Origin of the sequence: Enterobacter sp. Sphag1F, assembly GCF_014193275.1 — a bacterium.
Taxonomy (GTDB): domain Bacteria; phylum Pseudomonadota; class Gammaproteobacteria; order Enterobacterales; family Enterobacteriaceae; genus Pantoea; species Pantoea symbiotica.
On sequence record NZ_JACHZD010000003.1, the window covers coordinates 433,165 to 457,701 of the forward strand.

General features: G+C 57.2%; 20 protein-coding genes. 12 read left to right on the forward strand and 8 right to left on the reverse strand.

Going from position 1 to position 24,537, the window contains the following annotated elements; all coding sequences use genetic code 11:
- The first annotated feature begins 285 nt into the window (after positions 1-285).
- Entirely contained in the window at positions 286-885 is a 600-nt protein-coding gene (locus FHW71_RS12800) for a GNAT family N-acetyltransferase (protein WP_061723467.1), read from the forward strand.
- A 13-nt stretch (positions 886-898) separates the two neighbouring features.
- Positions 899-1,990 carry a sn-glycerol-3-phosphate ABC transporter ATP-binding protein UgpC gene (gene ugpC, locus FHW71_RS12805; protein WP_179451851.1) on the forward strand — a complete coding sequence of 364 codons (1,092 nt, stop codon included), beginning with the start codon at positions 899-901 and terminating at the stop codon, positions 1,988-1,990.
- 95 nt (positions 1,991-2,085) lie between these two features.
- Here the strand turns inward: ugpC and FHW71_RS12810 are convergent, their stop codons facing one another.
- Together FHW71_RS12810 and FHW71_RS12815 are read right to left on the reverse strand one after the other, a co-directional pair.
- Positions 2,086-3,207 carry an ROK family transcriptional regulator gene (locus FHW71_RS12810; RefSeq protein ID WP_179451850.1) on the reverse strand — a complete coding sequence of 374 codons (1,122 nt, stop codon included), beginning with the start codon at positions 3,205-3,207 and terminating at the stop codon, positions 2,086-2,088.
- An 18-nt stretch (positions 3,208-3,225) separates the two neighbouring features.
- Complete coding sequence (locus tag FHW71_RS12815) at positions 3,226-4,104, reverse strand: BadF/BadG/BcrA/BcrD ATPase family protein (protein WP_179451849.1); 879 nt, start codon at positions 4,102-4,104, stop codon at positions 3,226-3,228.
- A 267-nt stretch (positions 4,105-4,371) separates the two neighbouring features.
- Between FHW71_RS12815 and FHW71_RS12820 the strand changes: the two genes are divergently transcribed.
- The gene (locus FHW71_RS12820; protein ID WP_179451848.1) at positions 4,372-5,532 is read left to right on the forward strand and encodes a Gfo/Idh/MocA family oxidoreductase; all 1,161 of its coding nucleotides are present in this window, start codon (positions 4,372-4,374) and stop codon (positions 5,530-5,532) included.
- 121 nt (positions 5,533-5,653) lie between these two features.
- Here FHW71_RS12820 and FHW71_RS12825 read toward each other — a convergent pair whose 3' ends face one another.
- Positions 5,654-6,892: an MFS transporter gene (locus FHW71_RS12825; protein ID WP_008105588.1), complete on the reverse strand. Its 1,239-nt coding sequence runs from the start codon at positions 6,890-6,892 to the stop codon at positions 5,654-5,656.
- A gap of 409 nt (positions 6,893-7,301) precedes the next feature.
- Here FHW71_RS12825 and FHW71_RS12830 point away from each other — a divergent pair, with 409 nt between their 5' ends.
- Both FHW71_RS12830 and FHW71_RS12835 read left to right on the forward strand, forming a co-directional pair.
- Positions 7,302-7,901 carry a hypothetical protein gene (locus FHW71_RS12830; protein ID WP_154154634.1) on the forward strand — a complete coding sequence of 200 codons (600 nt, stop codon included), beginning with the start codon at positions 7,302-7,304 and terminating at the stop codon, positions 7,899-7,901.
- 284 nt (positions 7,902-8,185) lie between these two features.
- A complete protein-coding gene (locus FHW71_RS12835) occupies positions 8,186-10,576 on the forward strand; it encodes a glucose/quinate/shikimate family membrane-bound PQQ-dependent dehydrogenase (RefSeq protein ID WP_179451847.1) in 2,391 nt (796 codons plus the stop codon).
- A gap of 141 nt (positions 10,577-10,717) precedes the next feature.
- Here FHW71_RS12835 and FHW71_RS12840 read toward each other — a convergent pair whose 3' ends face one another.
- The 3 genes from FHW71_RS12840 to FHW71_RS12850 form a co-directional block, all read right to left on the reverse strand.
- A complete protein-coding gene (locus FHW71_RS12840; protein ID WP_179451846.1) occupies positions 10,718-11,929 on the reverse strand; it encodes an MFS transporter in 1,212 nt (403 codons plus the stop codon).
- Positions 11,930-12,041: 112 nt separating this feature from the next.
- Complete coding sequence (locus tag FHW71_RS12845; protein WP_179451845.1) at positions 12,042-12,932, reverse strand: LysR family transcriptional regulator; 891 nt, start codon at positions 12,930-12,932, stop codon at positions 12,042-12,044.
- A gap of 107 nt (positions 12,933-13,039) precedes the next feature.
- The gene (locus FHW71_RS12850; protein ID WP_008105596.1) at positions 13,040-13,405 is read right to left on the reverse strand and encodes a helix-turn-helix domain-containing protein; all 366 of its coding nucleotides are present in this window, start codon (positions 13,403-13,405) and stop codon (positions 13,040-13,042) included.
- A 165-nt stretch (positions 13,406-13,570) separates the two neighbouring features.
- On the opposite strand from FHW71_RS12850, the gene FHW71_RS12855 reads away from it, so the two are divergent.
- The 3 genes from FHW71_RS12855 to FHW71_RS12865 all read left to right on the forward strand — a co-directional run bounded on the left by FHW71_RS12855 (position 13,571) and on the right by FHW71_RS12865 (position 16,787).
- Positions 13,571-14,230 carry a response regulator transcription factor gene (locus FHW71_RS12855; protein ID WP_008105599.1) on the forward strand — a complete coding sequence of 220 codons (660 nt, stop codon included), beginning with the start codon at positions 13,571-13,573 and terminating at the stop codon, positions 14,228-14,230.
- Positions 14,227-15,585 (forward strand): ATP-binding protein, encoded by a 1,359-nt coding sequence (locus tag FHW71_RS12860; RefSeq protein ID WP_008105600.1) that lies wholly within the window; start codon positions 14,227-14,229, stop codon positions 15,583-15,585. Before FHW71_RS12855 ends, FHW71_RS12860 begins: the two co-directional genes overlap by 4 nt.
- A 335-nt stretch (positions 15,586-15,920) precedes the next feature.
- Positions 15,921-16,787: a nucleoside-specific channel-forming protein Tsx gene (locus tag FHW71_RS12865; RefSeq protein ID WP_036620733.1), complete on the forward strand. Its 867-nt coding sequence runs from the start codon at positions 15,921-15,923 to the stop codon at positions 16,785-16,787.
- Positions 16,788-16,913: 126 nt separating this feature from the next.
- On the opposite strand, the gene yjdN is transcribed toward FHW71_RS12865, so the two are convergent.
- Positions 16,914-17,345 carry a VOC family metalloprotein YjdN gene (gene yjdN, locus FHW71_RS12870; protein ID WP_008105604.1) on the reverse strand — a complete coding sequence of 144 codons (432 nt, stop codon included), beginning with the start codon at positions 17,343-17,345 and terminating at the stop codon, positions 16,914-16,916.
- 78 nt (positions 17,346-17,423) lie between these two features.
- Positions 17,424-18,326 (reverse strand): LysR family transcriptional regulator, encoded by a 903-nt coding sequence (locus tag FHW71_RS12875; protein ID WP_154193242.1) that lies wholly within the window; start codon positions 18,324-18,326, stop codon positions 17,424-17,426.
- 113 nt (positions 18,327-18,439) lie between these two features.
- Between FHW71_RS12875 and FHW71_RS12880 the strand changes: the two genes are divergently transcribed.
- From FHW71_RS12880 to FHW71_RS12895, 4 genes are all read left to right on the forward strand, one after another.
- Complete coding sequence (locus FHW71_RS12880; protein ID WP_179451844.1) at positions 18,440-19,753, forward strand: amidohydrolase; 1,314 nt, start codon at positions 18,440-18,442, stop codon at positions 19,751-19,753.
- Positions 19,750-21,192, forward strand: a complete 1,443-nt coding sequence (locus tag FHW71_RS12885; protein ID WP_179451843.1) for a M20 family metallopeptidase — start codon at positions 19,750-19,752, stop codon at positions 21,190-21,192. Before FHW71_RS12880 ends, FHW71_RS12885 begins: the two co-directional genes overlap by 4 nt.
- A 178-nt stretch (positions 21,193-21,370) precedes the next feature.
- Positions 21,371-22,891: a p-aminobenzoyl-glutamate transporter gene (gene abgT, locus FHW71_RS12890; protein ID WP_154182518.1), complete on the forward strand. Its 1,521-nt coding sequence runs from the start codon at positions 21,371-21,373 to the stop codon at positions 22,889-22,891.
- Between the two features lie 190 nt (positions 22,892-23,081).
- Complete coding sequence (locus FHW71_RS12895) at positions 23,082-24,491, forward strand: MFS transporter (RefSeq protein WP_179451842.1); 1,410 nt, start codon at positions 23,082-23,084, stop codon at positions 24,489-24,491.
- Positions 24,492-24,537 lie beyond the last annotated feature (46 nt).

Consider the following 24,537-nt stretch of genomic DNA (forward strand, 5'->3'; position numbering starts at 1 on the left):
TTGAGCACCAGTATAAATCACTCAGGCAAACGAAGCGCTTTAACTCACTGATAGAGCATATGAAAATCCTATAGTTATTATCATTACGCTGCGAGAGCCAATGGCAATGTGTCGTGATCTGGCGTGTGAACAGGCGTGGCGCGTGAGTTTGTCAGGCTTTCCGTCATGCTTTGTGGTTATAGTTCGCATCAGCTTTGTGCGCCAGCGCAATTATTACACCTTGAAAACTAAGTCGGCTTTCTTTACCGTAAAATCTGTTCATCTCCTGACCACAGAGGCTCCACCATGACGGCTGAAGGTGTTATTCGTCGCGCCAGCGAGGCTGATTTCCCCGCCTTGTCGCGCATTTGCTTAGAGACCGCCAATGCCGGCACCGATGCCAGCGCGCTCTACTCCGATCCCGCGCTGCCCGGCCTGCGCTTTGTCATTCCCTATGCGCGCTTTGCGCCTGAATTTGCTTATGTGCTGGAACAGCACGGCGAGGTGGTGGGTTACGCGGTTGCCGCGCCCGATACGCGCGCCTTCGAAGCAAAGCTGAATAGCGATTGGTGGCCACAGCTGCAACAGCAGTATCGCGATTACGCGCCGCAAGCGGCGCTCGATAGCAAAGTGCTGGAAGCGATTCATCAGCCCGATGCGGCGGCGGATCAGCTGGTGACGCAGTGGCCTGCACATCTGCACATCAATCTGCTGCCTGCCGCACAGCAAGGCGGCTGGGGGCGCAAGCTGATTGAACAACTGCTGCACGACCTGCGTGCTGCAGGCGTGCCGGGCGTCTACCTCGGCGTCAGCCTGCAGAATGAGCAGGTGTGTGGTTTCTATCAGCGCCTCGGCTTCACGCCGATTATGCGCAGCAACGCCATTTATATGGGCCAACTTCTCTGATTCGAGGCATCGCATGACCAGCCTGCATCTGCAAAACGTTAAGAAGTCCTACGAGAATGTGAACGTGATTCACGGCATCGATCTCACCATTAACAGCGGCGAATTCGTGGTGTTTGTCGGTCCTTCCGGCTGCGGGAAATCCACGCTGCTGCGCATGATTGCCGGGCTGGAGGAAATTACCGACGGTAAGTTGCTGATTGAAGGCGCCGACATGACCGATCAGCACGCCACCGAGCGCGGCATCGCCATGGTGTTTCAGTCCTATGCGCTCTACCCAAACATGACGGTGCGCGGCAACCTGGCCTATCCGCTGGAGGTGATGAAGCGCCCGAAAGCGGAAATTGAACAGGCGATACAAAAGACGGCGGCTCGTCTGCATCTGACTGAATTCCTTGACCGTTTACCGCGTGCATTGTCCGGCGGACAGCGGCAGCGCGTGGCGATTGGCCGCGCGATAATCCGTCATCCGCGCATTTTCCTGTTTGACGAGCCGCTGTCGAACCTCGATGCCGAGCTGCGTTTGCAGATGCGCATTGAGATTGCTCGCCTGCATACCTCGCTGGGCAACACCATGATCTACGTGACGCACGATCAGCTGGAAGCGATGACGCTGGCGGATCGCATTGTGGTGCTGCGTCAGGGCCGCATTGAGCAGGTTGGCGCACCGATGGCGCTGTATCGCGATCCCGACAACCTGTTTGTCGCCGGTTTTATTGGCTCGCCGAAGATGAATTTCCTTAATGCCGAAGTGGCGGCGATCGCGCCGGGTGCGGTGCAGCTACGTGTGCCAGCGCTGGGCATCAATCAGTTGACGCTGCCGATCGCCGCGCCGTGCCGCGAAGGGCAGAAAATCACGCTGGGCGTGCGCCCGGAGCATTTCCAGCCGGTGAGCAGCAACGATGATGCCGTGAGTTTCAGCGGCGAATTGTCGTTTAGCGAGATGCTGGGACACACCAATTATCTCTATCTCGATATCGGCGAAGAGAAGCTGCTGGTGATTGAGGAGCGTAACGTGGCGGAACACGCGATTGGCGAGAGGATGAGTTACCAGCTGCGCGCCGAGCATTGTTTGCTGTTTGATGAGCAGGGTTTGCGGTTACGTTGAGGGGTGCGGTGCGTTCATGGTGGCGGTCGCCATAAATGGCGCCCCTACGATGTAGGGTCACCATTTATGGTGACCGTCTCAACGCGCGCACAAAATCACGACGCGATATCCTCATCGGCCTGCGCGGCCAGTAAATCCAACAACTTATTCACCGCAAACCCGGCAGCGCCCTGCGCCCACATGCGGTTGGATTCGGTGAGGAACTGCAGCGGCGTCATGTGCGGCGTCAGCTTCAAACGGTAGGTCTGGAAACTCTGCGTAATGTGATCAAGCAAAATGCGCGAAGCCATTTGCGGCTCCATCGCCAGATAGACCACGTCCGGATCGTAAGCCACCGACAGGTTCGCCAGCGACATCCCCAAATGCTGCCCGGCCTCGGCCAGCGCACTCAGCACCTCCGACGTTGGACGCACATCGAGATCGCGCAGCGTGTGCGGCACCTCGTCTTTGGTGGTGGCCGCCACGCGCTGCAGAATCGCCTGCGACGATGCCACATCCTCAAGCAAACGCTCAGAGCCATCGCCCAGCAGCGAAACGCCAATCTCACCCGCTTTGCCGTGACGACCGCGATAGAGCTGGCGATCGAGCAGAATCCCCGCGCCGATGCCTTTGCCGAAGGTAGCAATCACCGCCGACTGCGCGTGACCAAGCTGACCAAACACCAGCGCCGCCATCGCCAGCGCGTTGGCGTCGTTTTCAATAAATACCGGCAGCGAGAAACGCTCTTCCAGTAGCCGGGCAATCGGCACGTTATCCCAGCCCAGCGCACGTGACAGCACGCAAACGCCGTTGCTGGCATCAACCAAACCCGACAGCGCCAGACCAATCGCCCCCACCTTTTTGCCCTCAACGCCGCGCAAAAACTTCGCCAGCGCATCGCCGAGTTGCTTGGGTGTCATCGCGCCAGAAGGAATCTGCTGTTCACCGATGATGTTGCCGCTGAGATCGGTCAGCACCATCAGATTGCGTTCGGCGTTGAGCTGAATCCCCACCACGCTGGCGTGATCCGGATTGAGGCCAAGCAGCGTTTTGGGTCGCCCCATTGAAACACGGCGCAGCCCCAACTCCTGCACGATGCCGCCGGTCAGCAGACGATTGGTGGCTTGCGATACCGTCGACATGCTCAGGCCACTGCGCACTTTGAGATCGGATTGACTAATAGGCGCATTTTCGACAATCAGCCGCAGAATGCGCGCGGTTACGTTGGGAGCGCTCATGAGCCTCTTTATCTGAAGTTAAGCGGGAAGTGTCAGACTGAACTGCGTGGCGAGGCGAAGCGCACCGCTCAGCGCATCGCCCTGCGGCGGCACCAGCAGCGCGGCGATATCCGCCGGCAGCCACGCCTGAATGGGCTCGGCTAATCCGCCCATCAAGGCCAGCTTGCCGTGGCTGCGCGCCAGCAGCGGCTGTACCATCTGCACGATATCCGCGGCGCATTGCTGCACCAGCGCTGTGCCGTGCACATCGCCCTGCTGCGCGGCAGCGAACACCTCAGGCACCACGCGACCCCAATCGGCAGGCGTCGCCTGTTTCGACCAGATCAGCAGTTGTTCCGGGCTATTTTGATAGCTTGCCATGATGCGTTGCGTTAACGCCGAGCCGGGCACAATCTCTTCGTGCGCCAGCAGCGCCAGCCGCAGCGCGCGTTGGCCGAGAATCGCGCCCGAACCGGCATCCGATAGGGCAAAACCCCAGCCGCCGAGCAGCGTGAAGTGTGCGCCATCCCAGGCCGCGCCCTGGCTGCCGGTGCCAATAATAAACACCGCGCCCGGCGCACCGGCGTGTGCACCGGCACAGGCGATTTCGACATCGGTAAATAGATAGCGCGCCTGACAGCGTGGCTGCCAGCTAGCGAGACGGGTTTGCACCGAGGCGACATTCGCGCCCGCCAGCCCGGCGACGATCACCGTGCGGTCGCGCGCTTCAGCGGGTAAATTCGCCTGCGCAAACAGATCGTCGATGACCTGCTCAATGGCCACAATGGCGGCATCAAACTGCGACCAGACGTTAGCAGGACCGCCTTTGGCTTCCGCCAGCAGCCGTCCGGCGCTGTCGGTCAGGCGTCCACGACAGTGCGTGCCACCGCCATCAATACCCAGCATTAGTGATTGCACGCGCTTCCTCCTGCCAGCCCGAAACGGTATGACGCTTATAGATGTGCGAAAGATAGGGGAAAAAAACTTAAATCGCAATAACAAATAAATAGGCAATCCGTATAGTTAATTAAAATAGATATAAATCATATAAATAACAATTTTTCACCAATTGAGATCCGTCACACGGATTGACATTAGTTTTTCTGTCGTAATAAGTTAGCGGTCAGATTATCAGCAGCCTGACAGGTCGGGCGGCTTACAGGCAACGGGCTTCAGGGGTACAACATGAAAGTGGGCATTATTGGTCTGGGCTTTCGTCTTTCCCATGTGGTGAAAGAGTTCAACAAAGCCGACACAGCGTTTTCCGTGGTGGGTTATGTCGATCCGGCTCCGGCAGGATTACCGAATCTGCACAGCTTTGGCATCGAACCGGGCACCGCGTTTGACAGCGTTGATGCGCTGCTGCAACACGGCGGCTTTGATCTGCTGCTGGTCGGTTCGCCGAACTTTATGCACCTTGAACATATTCGTCAGGGCTTAGCGGCGGGCTACACGGTTTTCACCGAGAAGCCGGTGGTGATCAACGAAGAGCAGACCATGGCGATGGCGCAGCTGGTGCAGCAATATGGTCACGAGCGCATTTTGGTCGGCTTGGTGCTACGCTACTCGCCGCTCTATCGCGACCTGCTCACCGCGCGCGATGAAAATCGCCTCGGCGAAATTACCTCAATTGAAGCCACTGAACACATCAAGCCGTATCACGGTGCGTTCTTCCAGCGCGACTGGCGTCGTCTGGAGAAGTACGCTGGCCCGTACATTCTGGAAAAATGCTGCCACGATATCGATCTCTATCAGGGTTTGGTCGGCGAGCGTCCGGTGCGCGTTGCCAGCTTTGGCGGACGCAAAAACTTCACGCCGCAGCATGCGCCTAAAGGTGCGATAACGCCGCAGTCTGAGGTGTATCACGTTAAGCCGAGCGGCTGGTCAAGCACCGATGCGGTGTTTGACGGCGATGCCGATATCGTCGATTACCAAACCGCGCTGATTGAGTATGCCGGTGGCGCCACCCTCGCCTTCCACGCCAACCTTAACGTGCCGGATGAGTTCCGCCGCTTCTGCGTGATGGGCACCGATGGCATGGCCGAAGGTGACTTCGTGCGTAACTATTTCCGCGTGCACAACGCCCGCACCGGCGAGCGCGAAGTGGATACCGAGTATGACGGCAACGCTTATGATGGCCATTACGGCGCCGATGCGCTGATGGCAGAAGAGATTGTGAAACATATTACGCAAGGAACGCCGCTGAAGGTTTCCGTGGTGGATGCGCTGGAAGCGGGACTTACCGCGATCAAAATCGATGAAGCGCGAAAATCGAAAACTGTGGTGGATATGACGGAGAGTTGGAAAACCTTTGACGCCAGCCTGGGGAAAGCAATTAACGTGTGATGTTGGGGGATCGTGCGGATTGTGAAACGGTGCGCATGAATGCGCACCCTACGCCGTAGGGTCGCCATTCATGGCGACCGTCAAAATGGACGAACGAAGTCATGACGGCGAACCGTTCCCATCAAACCACGGTTTCGTTTTCCAGCTTCTGGCGCTTACGCAGATGCGGGAAAATCGTCATCCACACGCCTACCACGATCAGCGTGCCGATGCCGCCAATCGCCGCTGCGGGCACTGCGCCCATCCACGCCGCCAATAAACCTGACTCAAACTCGCCGAGCTGATTCGAGGTATTAATGAAGATGGCGTTGACCGCATTGACGCGGCCGCGCATATCATCCGGCGTATCCAACTGCACCAGCGCGCCGCGAATCACCATGCTGACCATATCGAAGCCACCCAGCGCCGCCAGCGCGATCACCGACAGCCACAGCTGGGTGGAGAGCGCGAACACCAGCGTCGCCACGCCAAAACCCGCCACCGAACCGAACATGATCATACCGACGTTCTTTTCCAGCTTGTGACGACTCAGCCACACGCCAACCAGCAGCGCGCCGACCGATGGTGCACCGCGCAGGATGCCCAATCCCCACGGCCCGGTATGCAGGATATCCTGCGCGAAGATCGGCAGCAGCGCAGTCGCACCGCCCAACAGCACCGCGAACAGATCGAGTGAAATCACGCCGAGCACATCTTTGCGATCGCGGATAAAGCGTACGCCCGCAAACAGGTTCGGCAGATTCATCGGCAAGCGCGCCTGCGGCGGCCGCTCATAGCGCAGTCGGCTTACCAGCACGATGGAGAACAGATAGAACAGCGCCGAAACGCCATACACCACATCCGGCCCCGCAACATAAAGGAAGCCGCCGAGCGTTGGGCCGATAATCACCGCCGCCTGTCCGCCCACCGAACTGGCGGCCATGGCGCGGGCCAGAATCGGCGGCGGCACCAGCGCGGGCAGCATCGAGGTAATCGCTGGCCACTCGAGCGCCTTGGCGACGGAGATCAGGAACACCAATCCCCAAATCTCAATCTTGCCCGCCCAGTTCATCAGCGTGAGCGCAACCAGCCCCAGCAGCGCCAGCCACTCAATGCATTGTCCGAGCAACACGATACGGCGACGATCGAGCTGATCCGCCAGATGTCCGGCGGGCAGTGCCAGCAGCACGGAAGGTAGAAATTGCATCAGACCGATCATGCCCAGCGCCATCGCGCTGTGGGTCAGCGCGTAGATTTGCCAGCTGACCGCGACCGAGAACATTTGAAAACCAAACGATGAACAGGTGCGCGCCAGCCAAAAGGCGACAAACGACCTGTGCCGCAGCAACGAATCCTCTGCTGCGGATACTGTAGAACCCATAGTTTTATCCCATCCTAAATCATTACATCGGTTAGCGTCGTTGCACCAACCTGGTGAAAAGCCACATCATGGCTTCCGCTTTATTTTTTCAGGCCACAGAGTGCGGCATCTTGTTGAGCCAGGCAATGGCTAGCCGTGCTGTTTAAAAACAGAAGCTTATCCAAAATTTAGCTAAGCATAGCGCTCTTAATATTAGCGGGCTGATGGTTATAACGTGAAAATATCATCACAGATAAGATGAGTGTGAATTATCGCAACCGCTTCACTTAATATCTCTCTATCAGAGACAATTAAAAAAGCTCAACTTTATTAAGTAAAGGGTTTATATTGTCGCGATTAAGATTTCACCAGACGCCCGTTCTTATAATAATTAAGACGTTCCATCCAATTAATTTATTCACAGAGATAAATGGAAAACAGATCTTATAATCCTTATGTTACTGAGCGCATTCGCCGTTTCGACGGTGCGCTAGCTGGCGTGTGTTATTCAGCACCTTTTATGCATTGCGAACAGGAAAGCACGACAACACTTAATGGATGCAACATAATTTCGCTGCATAACCAGTTGCCGGATGCACCCGAATTAATAATCATCCCGTTAACGGGAAATAACCTTTTGCGCTTTTTACAGGCACCGGATAATTATTCCTGCCTGCAGAATGAGAATGTACAACTGGCGATCAATTATGCCGATTTAGTTCAGCAAGATAGTGCATTACGCCAGGCCGCAGAGCGTTTCTCATTTTGGCTATATGATTTGGCACCGCCCGGCACCTGCTGGAAGAATATATCCACCTTTCCTTTTCGCGGTATTGTGCTGACCGATGAGTTTTTTAACGATAATTACCTCAAGTTTAGCTTTCCTTTTCTGCTGGAGTCCTGTCGCGAAAGAGAAGCGGAGGTAATATTACGTACCCAGCAGTTAACGCTACCTGCTGAACACTATGCGCAACTTAATTTGAGTGGCTGGCAACAGCAACGTACCAGCAGCATGCTGCTCGAAGGGTAAACGTTTACACAAAGTGTTGCTCTTAGGTGTTATGGCCCGATCTAACCGGACATAACACCTTTATTCCCCCATAAAATGTCGCACTACTTCCTCCCCACGAGTGCAAAGCACTAAAAATATCAAACCCTTTAACGTTTTTAAGATAAAATTTAACGCAAAGGGAACATCTCGCCGCACGGAAAGCGTCGTTCGAACCGTTTCGTTATTTCGTACTCTATGTCGGGAAGCAACCCAACGCGTTGTTTCCTTTTTAGTTTTTAATGGCAAAGAAAGAGGTCAATATTATGGGGAAAGCTTCCTCATCTTTTGGCGTAATCCGTTTTCTCACAGTGCTGTTTGCACTGCTGACGGGCGCGTTTATGCTGGTTGGTGGCGTTTGGTTAGCCGCCATTGGTGGTTCCTGGTACTACGTTATTGGCGGTGTGGTCATGTTGATCACCGCTATTCTGCTGTGGCGCCGTAGCGGCTCAGCATTACTGCTGTACGCATTGCTGCTGTTGGCAACGCTGGTGTGGGGCGTGTGGGAAGTCGGTTTCGACTTCTGGGCGCTGGCACCGCGTACCGATGTGCTGGTGATCTTCGGCATCTGGCTGGTTCTGCCGTTTGTGTATCGCGGTCTGAATAATGCCGGCAAAGGCGCTCTGGCGCTGTTGTCAGTGGCGCTGCTTGCCAGCGTACTGGTGCTAGCGTGGGCAGTGTTCCACGATCCACAAGAGCTGAACGGTGAAATTCCAGCGGCGGCCTCAAATGCTCCGCAGGCACAGCCACTGAGCAATATCGATGATGCTGACTGGCCTGCGTATGCACGTGACCAGCAAGGCACCCGTTTCTCGCCGCTGAAGCAGATCAACACCGGTAACGTTAAAGAGCTGCAGGTTGCCTGGCAGTTCCAGACCGGCGATTTGAAGACGCCAAACGATCCGGGCGAAATCACCGATGAAGTCACGCCAATCAAAATCCGCGACACCCTGTATCTGTGCTCACCGCACCAGATTCTGTTTGCGCTGGATGCTAAAACCGGTAAGCAGAAGTGGAAATTTGATCCCGGCCTGAAGCCGAATCCAACCTTCCAGCACGTGACCTGCCGTGGCGTTTCTTACCACGAAGTCCCTGCTGCAGCTGATGCGGCCAATACCCAACCTGCGCTGTGCTCACGCCGTATTTACCTGCCGGTAAATGATGGCCGCATGTTCGCGCTGGATGCGGAAACCGGTGAACGTTGTGCTGCCTTTGGCAACAACGGTGAACTGGATCTGCAGCACAAGCAGCCAGTATTGACCCCAGGTCAGTACGAGCCGACATCACCGCCGGTCATCACCGACACCACTATCGTGGTTGCGGGTGCGGTCACCGATAACTACTCAACCCGTGAGCCGTCTGGTGCCATCCGTGGCTTCGACGTCAACACCGGTAAACTGTTGTGGGTGTTCGATCCGGGCGCGAAAGATCCGAACGCGATTCCACAGGATGAACACACCTTCACCATGAATTCACCGAACTCATGGGCACCGGCGGTGTACGATCCGAAACTGGATATCGTTTACCTGCCAATGGGTGTGTCAACGCCGGATATCTGGGGCGGCAACCGCACAGCAGAGCAGGAGCGGTATGCGAGTAGCGTACTGGCGCTGAACGCCACCACCGGTAAGCTGGTGTGGTCGTATCAGACCGTGCATCACGATCTGTGGGATATGGACCTGCCGTCGCAGCCGACGCTGGCCGATATCACCACCAAAGATGGCAAAACCGTTCCGGTCATTTATGCACCGGCGAAAACCGGTAACATCTTTGTACTGGATCGTCGCACCGGCGAGCCGGTTGTCCCTGCGCCGGAAACCCCGGTTCCACAGGGCGCCGCTAAAGGTGACCACGTTTCACCAACTCAGCCGTACTCCGAACTGACCTTCCGTCCGAAACAGAATCTGACGGACAAGGACATGTGGGGCGCGACCCTGTACGACCAGCTGGTGTGCCGTGTGATCTTCAAGCGTCTGCGCTATGAAGGTCCGTTCACCCCGCCGTCTGAGCAAGGTACGCTGGTATTCCCAGGCAACCTCGGCATGTTCGAATGGGGCGGTATCGCGGTGGATCCACATCGTCAGATTGCGATTGCTAACCCAATGGCGCTGCCGTTTGTTTCCAAGCTGGTTCCGCGCGGTCCGGGCAACCCGATCGAGCCACCGGCTGACGACAAAGGTGGTTCAGGTACTGAAACCGGCATCCAGCCACAGTACGGCGTACCGTACGGTGTGGAGCTGAATCCGTTCCTGTCACCGTTTGGTCTGCCGTGTAAACAACCGGCCTGGGGCTATGTCTCAGCGGTTGATCTGAAGACTAACGAAACCGTGTGGAAAAAACGCATTGGTACGGTTCGCGATAGCGCGCCAGTTCCACTGCCGTTCAAAATGGGTATGCCAATGCTGGGCGGCCCAATCACCACTGCGGGTAACGTATTCTTCATTGGTGCTACCGCAGATAACTATCTGCGTGCGTTCGACACCAATACCGGTGAAATGCTGTGGCAGGCACGTCTGCCAGCGGGCGGCCAGGCAACGCCGATGACCTATGAAGTGGATGGCAAGCAGTACGTTGTTATCGCGGCAGGTGGTCACGGTTCGTTTGGTACCAAGCTGGGCGATTATGTGATTGCTTATGCACTGCCAGATGCGAAGTAAGTTTTCGCATTGAGGTAACAAAGCGGGCTTAGGCCCGCTTTTTCGTAGGGTCGCCATTTATGGCGACCTTCATGATGGGCGCACAGCACGGCAAGTTTGTGCGGTTTTTGCAAAGGTCGCCATGAATGGCGACCCTACGAGTTAGCGGTTACGCAGCACGCGGGCGTTTAACAGCGCGCACAGCGCCATAATCACGCAGGTCGCCAGAAACACCGGACGCATACCAAACGCGCCGCCAATAAAGCCGCCGAACAGCGGACCAGAAACCTGGCCGACATACTGCGCCGAAGTCGAATAACCCAACATCTTACCCACCTGCGACTGCGGCACGCTGTGACGAATCAGCGCCGTGACGCACGGCATCAATCCACCCAGCGCCATGCCCATCAGAAAACGCAGCACCACCAATTGCCACGCTTCGCTGATAAACGCCTGCGGGATCAGCAGCAACGCGCAGGCTATCAATCCGTAAACCAGTACGCGACCATGTCCAACGCGATCGGCCAGCCGTCCCAGACGCGGCGCGGAAATAATGCTGCCGAGCGCGGCGGCGGCCATCACCAATCCGGCGGTGACGATTATTGCGTGATCGCCGCTGACAAACTGGCCGATATACAGCGTGATGATCGGCTCAATCGACATATTGGCGAAAATCAGCAGCATGCCCGACAGCCACATCAGGCGCACCACCGGCAGATTCGGCGGTGCCTCATCGGCTGAACTGCTTTGCACGGTTTTCTTGCCAGAGGAGCGCGGCACCTCTTTCAGCAGAAAAGTAGTTGCGAGAAAGGCGAGGAAAATCACCGCGCCGGTCAGCCAGAAGGTGTGACGAATACCAATCAGCGGCGGCAACACACCGCCCAGCAGCGGCCCCACTACGTTGCCCGCCATAATGCCGGACGACAGCACGCCGAGCGCCCAACCGGTTTGCTCTTTTGGCGTTTGCGCCGCCACCAGAATGGTCGATCCCGAGGCATAACCGCCGAGCAAACCCGCCAGCAAACGCAGTGCCACCAGCTGCCACGGCGCAGTGGCCATGCCAATCAGCGACATCGCAATCGCCATGCCGAGGCTGGCGCGGATCAGCATCAGTTTGCGGCCATAGCGATCGGCCAGTTTGCCCCACAATGGCGCGGTCAGGGCGGCGCTGAGGAAGGTGGCGCCGTAGGCCGCACCCGACCAGCGCGCAATCGCCGCCGGTTCCTGCACGCCGAGTTGCTGCACGTAGAGCGGCAGAAACGGCAACAGTAGCGTCATCGCCACGATGGTGCTGAACGAACCCAGCACGCAGACAAATAGATTTCGCTTCCAGTGTTGCTGTTCGGGCGCTAACGCGAGTGGAGATTGCTGCATGGTGATATCCCTGTTTTTTGCTTTTTTAGCAGGCTAACAGCGAGCAATCAGAGAAAACAGGGTTGTGATGATAATTGCCAGGCGGCGTAGCATTGTTGCCAGATAACAACAATTACGCCATGCCGAGCGCGTTGATTAATGCATCGCACAGCAAGGTTACTGGCGAAGAGGGTTGCGGCTGCTCTTTCAGCAACAGATAGCTGTGCAGGCGATCCATTTGCCATTCCGGCAGCACCTGCTGGATTTCGCCGCGCGCTAACGCATCCTGCGTCATATAAGCGGGCAGATAAGCGATGCCGGTGCCCGCCAGCGCCGCATTGAGCAGCGCCATGCTGTTGTTAGCGCGGAAACGGCTATGCACATCCAGCGCCAGCCGCTGTTTATCACGGCGAAACGGCAGCGCGGCGGTGTGCGCCGGACCGTGAAACAGCAACAGATCGTGGCGCGTCAGGCGGTCGGGATGATCGATAGGCGCATGCGCCGCCAGATAATCCGGCGTGGCGTACAAGCCCCAGTCAATGCTGGCGAGCTCACGATAATTGGCCGCGTCGGGCGCACGCGCGCGAATCACAATCGCCACGTCGGCGCTGGGTTGCGGGTCATCGCTGGTGGTGAGTTCGAGATCAACGTTGATGTGAATATGGCGGCGGATAAAGTCATTCAGCGTTGGCACCACGCACTGGCAGCCGTAGGTGATCGGCGCCTGCAAGCGCACGTTGCCCGCCGGCAGTTGATGCACCTGCTGCACAAAGGCGTCGGCGCGATGCATCTCTTCCAGCATGCGCACACAGAACGGATAGTAAGCCTGGCCGAGCTCGGTCAGCACCACTTTGCGCGTGGTGCGCTGCAGCAGCTTGATGCCGAGTCGCACTTCCAGTCGCGCCACTTCGCGGCTGACGTGGGATTTGGAAACGCCTAAGGTGCGTGCGGCTTCGCTAAAGCTTTGTCGTTCCACTACGCGCGCAAACAGCATCATGGCGGAGAGATTGTCGCTGTTATCCATGTTCTCTGGTAGTTAAGAGAGTGAGAACAGCAGATTACAACACATCCCTGAGCCCGGTCGCCATTGGGTTTGTGCGGTTGGTGAAACGGTCGCCATAAATGGCGACCCTACGCGACCGCCAACGGGAACAATAAGCGATCTGGCTCGACGCGACGCTGGCGGCGCAGCTGGCCTGGCGTGACCATGAAGTAGTTTTTGAAGGTGCGAGTATAAGCCTGCTGCGTATCGAAGCCGTAACTCATCGCCACCTGCAAAATCGCCTCATCGCTGTTAATCAGCGTCAATGCAGATTCGGTTAAGCGGCGCTGGCGAATGTACTCGGCCAGCGAAAAACCGGTGTGCTGACGGAACAGACGTTGCAGATGCCAGCGGGAGTATCCCGAGCGGCGTGCTACTTCATCCAGATGAAGATCGTGCCCTAAGTTATTCTCTATCCAGTCCAGCAAACTACGGATAAATTCGCGCTGATTCATGGGATTCTCCTGCGTTGGCAATATGTCCAGTGCAGCCACAATAGCGCGTTAAATTTATCCCTTAATTAGCAGAAAATTAGCGCAGAATTAGCAAGCGGGAAAACGGGTATAATTCTGGCCTAATTATCTGTCGCTACACTGCGTTCAGTTAAGTTGGAGGGCATCATGCGTGTGCTGCTGGTAGAAGATGACGAAATGATTGGCGCGAATCTGCAGCAAGCGCTGGAAGCGGCAGGTTGGTCGGTGGATTGGGTACGCGACGGCGTCTATGCCAGCAATGCCTGGGCCGAAGGCGGCTATACCTGCGTGTTGCTGGATCTTGGTTTGCCGCGTGAAGATGGCCTGCAGGTGCTGCGTCGAGCGCGCACGCGCGGCGACATGACGCCGGTGCTGGTGCTCACCGCCCGCGATACCGTGCAGCAACGCATTCAGGGATTGGACAGCGGCGCGGATGACTATTTGCTGAAACCCTTTGATCTGCAAGAAGTGCTGGCACGTATGCGCGCCATTACCCGCCGTCGTCACGGTGCGGCAGATTCTCTGCTCGGCAGCGGCGATGTGCAGATCGATATCATGACGCGCGAAGTGTTGTACAAAGGCCAGCGCGAACAGCTCACCGCTCGCGAATATGCCCTGCTCTACGCCTTGCTGGAGCGGCCCGGCGCGATCCTCTCACGCGAGCAGTTAGAAAACCGCATTTACGGCTGGGGCGAAGAGGTCAGCAGCAACGCGGTGGATGTACTGATTCACGGTATGCGTCGCAAACTGGATAACGAAGTGATCCGCAACGTACGCGGACTTGGCTGGCGGGTACCGGCAATATGAAACCTTTCACCTTTATGCGCTCGCTGCGTAACAAACTGCTCGCCACGCTGGTGATCCTGCATCTGGCGATGATTGGCGGCGTCACCTGGTATTTCTATCACTGCTACGGCGACATGATGGGCACCATGAAGGACGATCAGCTCGCCAAGATCGCCGATGCCTGGGCCAGCAGCCAACGCATGCCGGCGCTGATGCCGATGGTGATGCATGAAGAGAAACTCAAAAGCACCTATATCGTTCAGCTGTGGGACGAAAGCAACCATCTGCGCGCCAGCTCCTGGCCGGGTTTGCATGCGCCGTTGCAGCTGAAAAAAGGCTGGACCGATTTGAAAGTCGGTGATTGTGGCGACGACTGCGAATGGCGAGTCTATACGCGGCCCGGCGAGCTGGGCAGTGAAATCGGCAATATTCAGGTGCTGCATAATATCGGCTACATGAAAAGTATCATGGTCAAGCGAGCGCTCTCCGCCATCATTCCGTTGGTACTGATGATGCCGCTCTCACTGATCGTGATATGGCTGGTGGTGCGGGCGATAACGCGCGATTTGCGCGTGGCGTCGCGCCATATCGCAGCCCAGGAAACGCTGCATCCGCATAGCGTTTCACCTGATGGTTTACCGGATGAAGTGCTGCCGCTGGTGGCAGCTTACAACGCTTTGCTGGATAGACTGCGCGCGGCCTGGTCGTCGCAGCGCCAGTTCCTGGAAGATGCGGCGCATGAGCTGCGCACGCCGGTTACCGCCGTGACTTTGCAGCTGGAGAATCTGCGGCAACATATTCAACCCGGTGAAGCCAGCCGCCAGTTCGATCAGCTGGAAGCGGGCGTAACGCGCACGCGCCATCTGGTGACGCAGCTGCTGAATATCTCACGTCAGGAAGATCAATCTGTGGTCGCCACGGTAGAAAGCATCGAGCTGGACGACCTGCTGAAAGAGAGCATTGAGCAGCTGATGGTGGTGGCAGATAAGCGCGGCATCGATATCGGCTTTAACGGCACCACCCATTATCGCCTGCACGCCAGCCGCTCCGATCTGCGTAGCCTGTTCGATAACCTGATCGGCAATGCGATGCTGCACACGCCGGAAGGCAGTTTGGTCGATGTGCTGCTGCATCGCGTCGGCAATCACACCGTGGTGGATATTGTCGATAACGGGCCCGGCATGGCGGAATCCTTTATCGAACGTGCCTTTGATCGCTTCACCCGTTCGCCGGATGTGCAGGCGCAAGGCAGCGGCTTAGGCTTATCGATTGTGCGCAGCGTGGCGCAGAAGCATCAGATGCAGGTTGCGCTGTCGAACCGCCACGATCAACAGGGCCAGATTGCCGGCCTGCAGGTGCGCGTTACCCTCCCATAACCCCGTAAGGTCGCCATTCATGGCGACCTTGCAACCTATCGCACCATTCCTTCAACACCTTTTTCCCGACGAACGCGACACGTAAACGGTTGCGGGGTTCCGTTCGCCTCACCGCCTTTATGTGATAACGATCACATTTCCAGTGAATCAAACTGCAACACTTTTTGACAAACGTGACCAAAATCTATTTTCTATGCCTCTGTTACAGGCACATTACGCAAGCTTGAAAATCTGGCGACACAGACCGGATACGACAACTCACTGCCCATCCCCTGGGATCAATTTCACCCGATCGCGGCGACGGCCCGGCGATCAAAAGCATGTGGTTAATAATAATGAAATATAAAGCGTTGATAGCAGGGGCCTTATTGGCCAGCAGCTGGACTGGTGCGGCACAAGCGGCAGACAGCGATCCGCAGTACGTTTCTGACTGGTGGCATCAGAGCGTGAACGTGGTGGGCAGCTACCACACCCGTTTTGGACCACAGTTCAACAACGACGTGTATCTGGAATACGAAGCCTTTGCCAAAAAGGATTGGTTCGATTTCTACGGCTACCTCGATCTGACCAACTTCTTCGGCGTGGGTAACAGCAACGCCAACGGCGTGTTCGACCACGGTTCGCCGATGTTTATGGAAATTGAGCCACGTTTCTCGATTGATAAACTGACCGGCACCGATCTCTCTTTTGGTCCGTTTAAAGAGTGGTACTTCGCCAACAACTACATCTATGACATGGGTCGCAACAGCGATAACCGTCAGAACACCTGGTACATGGGTCTCGGCACCGACATCGATACGCACAGCGATATCGGCCTGTCGCTGAACGTTTACGCGAAATACCAGTGGGAAAACTACGGTGCGGCGAACGAAAACAGCTGGGATGGTTATCGCTTCAAGGTGAAATACTTTGTGCCGATTACCGACCTGTGGGGCGGCAAGCTGAGCTATATCGGCTTCACCAACTTCGACTGGGGTTCAGATCTGCGTGATGAGTCCGATCGTTCACGTACCAGCAACTCGATTGCATCGAGCCACATCCTGTCGCTGAACTACGATCACTGGCATGTTTCTACTGTTGCACGTTACTTCCACAACGGCGGCCAGTGGGCTGACGGCCAGGAGCTGAACTTCGGTAACGGTCCGTTTGAAGTGAAATCGACTGGCTGGGGTTATTATTTGGTGGTGGGTTACAACTTCTAAGCTTTGAGCTGCATAGCCCTCACCCCAGCCCTCTCCCGCAAGCGGGAGAGGGAGTAGTTAGCTCGATCGGTTCCCTCTCCCACTTGTGGGAGAGGGTTAGGGTGAGGGCCAGCGCGCACTACTCACCTAAATCTGCGGCTTATACGCATTCACCATCCACGGCACGCCGAACTTATCGGTCAACATGCCAAAGCCATTGGCCCAAAACGTCGGTGCCCAGCTTTTCGTCACTTCACCGCCCGCTGACAACGCCTCAAACCAACGCTTGCCTTGCGCCTCATCCGGCGTAGATAAACTCACGGCAAAACCGCCATACGCCGCCTGCGGTGCGCCGTCGCTCATCATAATTTCGCCCTGCCCGATGCGCAGGTGGGCATGCATAATCTGCTCAGGCGAAAAACTCACGCCCGAGATACAACCTTCGTCCTCCACCGGCGTTTCATCCGGCATATCGCCATAAGTCATCTTGAACAGCAACTCGCCATCGGTGGCGTCGAGGTAGAAGGCAATCGCCTCTTCGCAGCGACCGCTGTAAAACACATACGGGGTAACTTGCATGGTCTGTACTCCATAAAGGGAACGTCCACTGCAAGTGTAGTGCGCATTATTTATACAGTTGCGAGCCAGGCCGCACTCTTACCTTTGCTGACAGTAGCGCCGGAACAGCTGCGCCATATAGGCGCTCATCGGCGTTAGCGCGGTGTCTTTACGCTGGATAAGATAGAAAGTTGCTTTCGGTAAGGGTTCGTCGAGATCGAGGGAAATAAGCTGGCCGCCGTGCGTGGGATCTTCAATCACATCGCGCGAAATAATGCTGACGAAATCGCTCTGCGCCACCAGGCTGGTGCAGGCCATAAAGGTCTCGCAGGTGACGACGATTTTCGGCGCCATGCCGCGCTCGCCAAACAGATCGTGCAGCAGCCGATAATAGCTGCCCTGCGGCGTCGGCATGGTCCAGTCGCAATGCTGTAGCTCGGCCAGCGTGCGCGCGTGCGCCATCGGATGCCCTTTGCGCATCACCACCTGATAATCACGCTCCATCAGCCGTTCAAACACCAATTCCTGATCGAGATGATTTTTATCGTAGGTATTGATGGTGAAATCCAGTTCGCCCTGGCGCAGTTCATGCACCATCGAAACCAGCTGACCTTCAACAATCCGCACCTTGACCAGCGGATACTCGCGATGAAACTGATTGATCACCTGCGGCATGACGGTGCGCGCAATGCTGCCGCCCACGCCGATATTGACGCGCCCGCCCGCTAATCCCAGCCGCTGCTGAATATCTTCCTGCGCCACCCGCAGCTCTTCCAGAACCAGGCTGGCGTGCTTAAAAAAGTTATCACCGATATCGGTCAGCGTAACGCCCTGCTGTCGCCGCTCGAACAGGCGCGCGCCCAGCGCCAGCTCCAGTTCCTGAATCGCTTTGGTCAGCGCAGGCTGTGAAAGCCCAGACAAGCGGCTGGCGGCGCGGATGCTGCCCTGACGCGCCACGTCAACAAACGCGCGCAGCTGATGAAGTTTGAGGTTCGCAGACATAGTTTGATGATAACCGTTGTTTATCAGTAGCAAGATATTCGCATCTTATGCGCGGCAAAACCAATGTGTAGATTCGGATGAATGCATAAAAAACCAACACAAAGGAAATGCCGATGAAAACCCTTTCTGACCTCGTCAACGCGCGCATCCCGCAGATGCAGGCCTGGCGACGCGATCTGCACCATTTTGCCGAATCGGGCTGGCTGGAGTTCCGCACCGCCACGTTGGTGGCTGAAGAGCTGCATCGTCTTGGTTATCAACTCAAGCTGGGCCGCGAGGTGATCGATGCCGACTCGCGCATGGGATTGCCCTGTGCTGAGGTGCTGGCGCAGCAGGAAGCACGCGCGCTGGAGCAAGGCGCGCTGCCACAGTGGCTTAAGCACTTCTCCGGCGGATTTTGTGGCGTGGTCGCCACGCTGGAAACCGGTCGTCCCGGCCCGGTGATGGGTTTTCGCGTGGATATGGATGCGCTCGATCAGAACGAAAGCCGCGCCGCCGATCATCTGCCAACGCGCGAAGGCTTTGCCTCCTGCAATCCCGGCATGATGCACGCCTGCGGTCACGACGGCCACACCACCATCGGCCTGGCGCTGGCGGGCGTGTTGATGGAGATGAAAGCGCAGCTGAGCGGCACCATCAGAATCATTTTCCAGCCTGCCGAAGAAGGCGTGCGCGGAGCGAAAGCAATGGTGGCGGCGGGCGTGGTGGATGATGTCGATCTGTTCACTGCCATTCATCTCGGCACCGGCGTACCGGCCGGTGAAATCGTCTGTGGCAGCGACAGCTTCCTCGCCACCACCAAACTCGACGTCAATTTCACCGGCATCGGCGCGCACGCCGGCGGCAAACCGGAAGAGGGTCGCAATGCCTTGCTGGCAGCGGCGCAGGCCACGCTGGCGCTGCACAATCTGCCGCAGCACAGCGGCGGTGTGGCGCGCGTTAACGTTGGCGTATTGCAGGCCGGAACCGGACGCAACGTGGTGCCTGACTGTGCGCTGATGAAAGTGGAAACGCGCGGCGTTAGCAATCAGGTTAACGACGATATCTATCAGCAGGCGCTGCGCGTGATTGCCGGTGCGGCGGCGATGTACGGCGTGGAATATGACGTCAAGCTGATGGGCGGCGCGCGAAGCTGCACGCCGAGCCCGCCGTGGGTGGCTTTCATCCACCAGCAGGCCGAGGCGCTGGGCATTTTCAACTCAGTGATCGATACCAAACAGCAGGCGGCGGGCTCGGAAGATGCCACCTACATGCTGGAGCGCGTGCAGCAGCGCGGCGGCCAATCCTCCTACGTGATTTTCGGTTGCGATCTGGCGGCGGGCCATCACAACGCGAAGTTCGATTTCGACGAAGCGATCATGGCGACCGCCGTGCAAACGCTGGCGACGCTGGCCCTCAATCACGCACAGTTTGGAGGCCAGCGATGAGCCATAGCGAATTTATCGATCACTACATCAACCAAAACCAGCCACGTTTCACCGCCCTCAGCGATGCCATCTGGGACGTACCGGAAACTCGCTTTGAAGAAACCCAATCTTCCGCGCTGCTGGCCGATGCGCTGGAGAGGGAAGGTTTTCGCGTTGAGCGCGGCGTCGGCAACATCGACACCGCGTTTATCGCCAGCATTGGCAGCGGCAAACCGGTGATCGCCATTCTCGGCGAGTTCGATGCGCTGGCCGGTTTGAGTCAGCAATCGGGTTGCGCCGCGCCGCAGCCGCTGGTGGAAAACGGTAACGGCCACGGCTGCGGCCACAATCTGCTCGGCACCGCCGGTTTGGCTGCCGCTTTCGCCATCAAAGCCTGGTGGGCCGAACACGGCCAGCGCGGCACGTTGCGCTTCTATGGCTGTCCGGGCGAAGAAGGCGGCTCCGGCAAAACCTTTATGGTGCGCGAAGGCTTGTTCGACGATGTTGATGCGGCAGTGACCTGGCATCCCGAAGGTTTCAGCGGCATGTTTAACCTCAGCACGCTGGCCAATATTCAGGCCGCCTTCCGCTTTAAAGGCGTGGCGGCGCACGCGGCCAACTCACCGCATTTAGGACGCAGCGCGCTGGATGCGGTGACGTTGATGAACACCGGCGCCAACTTCCTGCGCGAGCACATCGTGCAGGAAGCGCGTCTGCACTACGCGGTGACCAATGCCGGCGGCGTCTCCCCCAATGTGGTGCAAGCCGATGCCGAAGTGCTGTATCTGATTCGCGCGCCGCAGCTCGATCAGGCGCAGGATATTTATCAGCGCGTCATCAACATCGCCAAAGGCGCGGCCCTGATGACCGACACGCAGATGACGGTGCGCTTCGATAAAGCCTGCTCCAATTACGTGCCAAATCGCGCGCTGGAAAGCGTGATGGAGCGCTATTTGCATCAGTTTGGTTTGCCTGACTACAGTGAAGCGGAGCAGGCATTTGCCGCCGAGATTCGATCCACGCTAAGCAAAGACGATTTGCGTAACGCGCGTCTCAATGCAGCGCGCACCGGCGGTGAAGCGGGCGTTGCCTGGACGGAAGCGTTGGGCGACAAGATTTTGATGGATGAAGTGGCGCCTTATGCGGTGACGCGCGAGATCCTTTACGGCTCAACCGACGTCGGCGATGTGAGTTGGGTGACGCCAACCGCACAGTGTTTTGCGCCCTGCTTCGCCTTCGGCACGCCGCTGCACACCTGGCAACTGGTGGCGCAGGGCCGCACTTCCATTGCCCACAAAGGCATGTGTCTGGCCGCAAAAGTGATGGCTGCCACCGCGCTGACCTTGTTGCAGGATGACGAAGCGCTGGCACGCTGCCGCGACGAGTTCCAGCGCGTGCGCCGCGAGCAGCCTTACGTCTGCCCGATTCCAGCGGATGTCAAACCGTCGAAGTTGAAATAACAATGCGTTTTACCGGCGCGCACCCCGCGTCGTAGGGTCGCCATTCATGGCGACCGTCACGATGAACGCACGATACAGATCGCCATTAATGGCGACCTCTGAAATACCAAAAAAATACAAAAAATATAGCCCCCAGCGGGCATGCAAACACAATAAGACGACTGACGAGGAATGATCTATGGAAGCCACCACGGAGAACCGCAGCCCTGGAAAGCTGTTTAGCTGGATTGAACGCGTCGGCAACAAAGTGCCGAATCCATTCTTACTGTTCGTCTATTTGATTGTGGTGCTAATGGTCGCCACCGCCATACTCAGCAGCCTCGACGTGGCGGTGAAAAACCCGGCCAACGGCGAGCTGGTGCGGGTGAACAACCTGCTGAGCGTTGCCGGGATTCAGTGGATCCTGCCCAACATCATCAAAAACTTCAGCGGCTTCACGCCGTTGGGATCGATTCTGGCGCTGGTGATTGGTGCGGGCCTGGCGGAAAAAGTCGGCCTGCTGCAGTCGCTGATGGTGAAAATGGCTTCGCGCGTGAGCCGTCGCTACGCCAGCTACATGGTGCTGTTTATCGCCTTCTTCAGCCACATTTCGTCCGATGCCGCGCTGGTAGTGATGCCGCCGCTTGGCGCGCTGATCTTCCTCGCGGTGGGACGCCATCCGGTGGCGGGATTGATGGCGGCGATTGCGGGCGTGGCATCGGGTTTTACCGCCAACCTGCTGATTGTCACCACCGATGTGCTGCTGTCCGGCATCAGCACCGAAGCCGCCAAAGCGGTGAGCGATACCGTGCACGTTAGCGTGATCGACAACTGGTACTTTATGGCCAGCTCGGTGATTGTGCTGACCATCGCCGGTGCGCTGCTGACCGACAAGTTTGTCGAGCCGCGCCTGCCCGCGTGGAACGGCGGCAATAACGATCGTTTGCCGCCGCTCACCGCGCTGGAGAATCGCGGCCTGAAAGCCGCCGGTATCGCTGCGCTGGTGTTTATCGCGCTGATGGCGCTGCTGGTGGTGCCAGAACACGCGCCGCTGCGCAATCCGAAAACTGGCGGTATCATTCCGTCGCCGTTTATTCAGGGCATTGTGCCGATCATCATCCTGTTCTTCTTTGTGGTGGCGATTGCCTATGGCGCGGTGACGAAGCAGATCCGCCGCGCGGATGATATCCCACAGCTGCTGGTGGATCCGATGAAGAGCATGGCGGGCTTTATTGTGATGGTGTTTCCGCTGTCGCAGTTCGTTGCCTTCTTCAACTGGAGCAACATGGGCAAGTTCATGGCCATCGGCCTGACCGATGTGCTGGAGAGCGCGGGCATTAGTGGCGCACCGGCGTTTATGGGCTTGATGTTCCTCTCGGCGTTTCTGTGCATGTTTATCGCCAGCGGCTCGGCCATCTGGTCAATTCTGGCACCGGTGTTTGTGCCGATGTTTATGCTGCTGGGCTTCCATCCGGCGTTTGCGCAGATGATTTTCCGCATCGCCGATTCTGCGGTGTTGCCGCTGGCACCGATGTCGCCGTTCCTGCCGCTGTTCCTTGGCTTCCTGCAGCGCTATCAAAAAGATGCACAGCTGGGCACCTATTACGTGCTGATCTTCCCCTATCCGCTGGTGTTCTTCACCACCTGGATTGTGCTGCTGCTGGCGTGGTACGCACTTGGTTTACCGATCGGTCCGGGCGTCTATCCGAGCCTGCACTAAGCCTGCGCCACGGATGGCGACTACTTTTCTGTGAACTGCAACGTATGTTGCCAAAATGTCACCGTCCCGCCTCTCGGCAACTCTCAGCGAATTTATTATCCTGCTATTCCTTCGCTTGCTAACGGTTAATTATTTTTAAAACCAATCTCAGCCGTCAGCGGGTTCTGCAAACACCGAGGTTTACACAACAATGACAACAATCACGTCGACAGGGATGGCGAACGATCACATGAGCGCGGATCGCCGCACCTTAGCCGGGCGCATCGATGCGCTGCCCTCTTCCGCTGGTCTGTGGCGCTTTATCACGCTACTGGCGCTCGGCGGCTTCTTTGAACTCTACGATCTGTTTGAAACCGGCTACATCAGCTCCGGCCTGGTGGCGGCGGGCGTGTTTCATACCGGTTCTGCCGGCGTGTTCGGCGTCGCCGACCAGGCGGCATTTGCCTCCGCCACTTTCCTTGGCCTGTTTGTCGGCGCGAGTTTGCTTGCGCCCTACGCCGACCGTTTTGGCCGCCGCCTGACCTTTATGTGCGCGCTGGCGTGGTACGGCGCGTTTTCGCTGCTTATGGCGTTCCAGCAGAGCGCGGAGATGATCATCCTGTTCCGCTTCCTCGTTGGCATTGGCCTTGGCGTTGAGCTGGTGACCATCGATACCTATCTTTCCGAATGGGTACCGGCACATCTGCGCAGTCGCGCGTTCGCCTTCTCCTTCTTTATCCAGTTTCTGTCGGTACCGGCGGTGGCGCTGATGTCATGGTGGCTGGTGCCGCAAACCATTCTCAGCCTTGAAGGCTGGCGCTGGGTGGTGATTGCCGGTGCGGTCTGCTCGCTGGTGATCTGGCTGATTCGTAAAAACCTGCCGGAATCCGCACGCTGGCTGGCGCAACAAGGACGGCATCAGGAAGCGCATCAGGTGTTGAGCGCGATGGAAAAGCGCTGTGGCATCGCGCCGGGCGAAGACTTTTCCAGCAGCGATGCTGCGGCACAATTACCAAAAAAAGGGCGTTTCAGTGAGATTTGGGCACCGGCGTATCGCAAGCGCACGCTGATGCTGGTGGTAATGAACTTCTTCCAGGCGATTGGTTTCTTTGGCTTCGGCAACTGGCTGCCAGCGCTGCTGTCGGGCAAAGGCGCGACCGTTACGCACAGCCTGCTGTATGCGTTTTTCATTACGCTGGCCTACCCGCTCGGCTCGCTGATTTGCAGCCGCTACGCCGACAAGTTCGAGAATAAATGGCAGATCGTGTTTTCATCGCTGATGACGGTGGTGTTCGGCACGCTGTTTGCGTTTATGACTAATCCGGTGCTGATGATCATCTGCGGCTTCCTGATCACCTACAGCAACGCATGGCTGACCTTCAGCTATCACGCTTATCAGACCGAGATTTTCCCGACGCACATTCGCGCCCGCGCAGTGGGTTTCTGCTACTCGTTTAGCCGCCTGTCGACGGTGTTTAGCAGTATTTTGATTGGCATTATTTTGCAGTATGCCGGCAGCCAGGGTGTGATCGCCTTTATCGTGCTGAGCATGCTGATGGTGATGCTGTCGGTGGGAATTTACGGGCCGAAAACCCGTGGGATGGATTTGGAGAATATTTAAAGATTGCAGGTGCGGTTTTGTAGGGTCGGCATTCATGCCGACCGAT

Excerpts from the sequence above, each read along its gene's own strand:
- FHW71_RS12855 (WP_008105599.1), top strand. The coding sequence starts at position 13,571 with ATGCGTGTGCTGCTGGTAGAAGATGACGAAATGATTGGCGCGAATCTG.
- FHW71_RS12800 (WP_061723467.1), top strand. The coding sequence starts at position 286 with ATGACGGCTGAAGGTGTTATTCGTCGCGCCAGCGAGGCTGATTTCCCC.
- FHW71_RS12860 (WP_008105600.1), top strand. The coding sequence starts at position 14,227 with ATGAAACCTTTCACCTTTATGCGCTCGCTGCGTAACAAACTGCTCGCC.
- FHW71_RS12895 (WP_179451842.1), top strand. The coding sequence starts at position 23,082 with ATGACAACAATCACGTCGACAGGGATGGCGAACGATCACATGAGCGCG.
- FHW71_RS12880 (WP_179451844.1), top strand. The coding sequence starts at position 18,440 with ATGAAAACCCTTTCTGACCTCGTCAACGCGCGCATCCCGCAGATGCAG.
- abgT (WP_154182518.1), top strand. The coding sequence starts at position 21,371 with ATGGAAGCCACCACGGAGAACCGCAGCCCTGGAAAGCTGTTTAGCTGG.
- FHW71_RS12820 (WP_179451848.1), top strand. The coding sequence starts at position 4,372 with ATGAAAGTGGGCATTATTGGTCTGGGCTTTCGTCTTTCCCATGTGGTG.
- FHW71_RS12840 (WP_179451846.1), bottom strand. The coding sequence starts at position 11,929 with ATGCAGCAATCTCCACTCGCGTTAGCGCCCGAACAGCAACACTGGAAG.
- ugpC (WP_179451851.1), top strand. The coding sequence starts at position 899 with ATGACCAGCCTGCATCTGCAAAACGTTAAGAAGTCCTACGAGAATGTG.
- FHW71_RS12810 (WP_179451850.1), bottom strand. The coding sequence starts at position 3,207 with ATGAGCGCTCCCAACGTAACCGCGCGCATTCTGCGGCTGATTGTCGAA.
- FHW71_RS12850 (WP_008105596.1), bottom strand. The coding sequence starts at position 13,405 with ATGAATCAGCGCGAATTTATCCGTAGTTTGCTGGACTGGATAGAGAAT.
- FHW71_RS12865 (WP_036620733.1), top strand. The coding sequence starts at position 15,921 with ATGAAATATAAAGCGTTGATAGCAGGGGCCTTATTGGCCAGCAGCTGG.
- yjdN (WP_008105604.1), bottom strand. The coding sequence starts at position 17,345 with ATGCAAGTTACCCCGTATGTGTTTTACAGCGGTCGCTGCGAAGAGGCG.
- FHW71_RS12845 (WP_179451845.1), bottom strand. The coding sequence starts at position 12,932 with ATGGATAACAGCGACAATCTCTCCGCCATGATGCTGTTTGCGCGCGTA.
- FHW71_RS12875 (WP_154193242.1), bottom strand. The coding sequence starts at position 18,326 with ATGTCTGCGAACCTCAAACTTCATCAGCTGCGCGCGTTTGTTGACGTG.
- FHW71_RS12835 (WP_179451847.1), top strand. The coding sequence starts at position 8,186 with ATGGGGAAAGCTTCCTCATCTTTTGGCGTAATCCGTTTTCTCACAGTG.
- FHW71_RS12825 (WP_008105588.1), bottom strand. The coding sequence starts at position 6,892 with ATGGGTTCTACAGTATCCGCAGCAGAGGATTCGTTGCTGCGGCACAGG.
- FHW71_RS12830 (WP_154154634.1), top strand. The coding sequence starts at position 7,302 with ATGGAAAACAGATCTTATAATCCTTATGTTACTGAGCGCATTCGCCGT.
- FHW71_RS12885 (WP_179451843.1), top strand. The coding sequence starts at position 19,750 with ATGAGCCATAGCGAATTTATCGATCACTACATCAACCAAAACCAGCCA.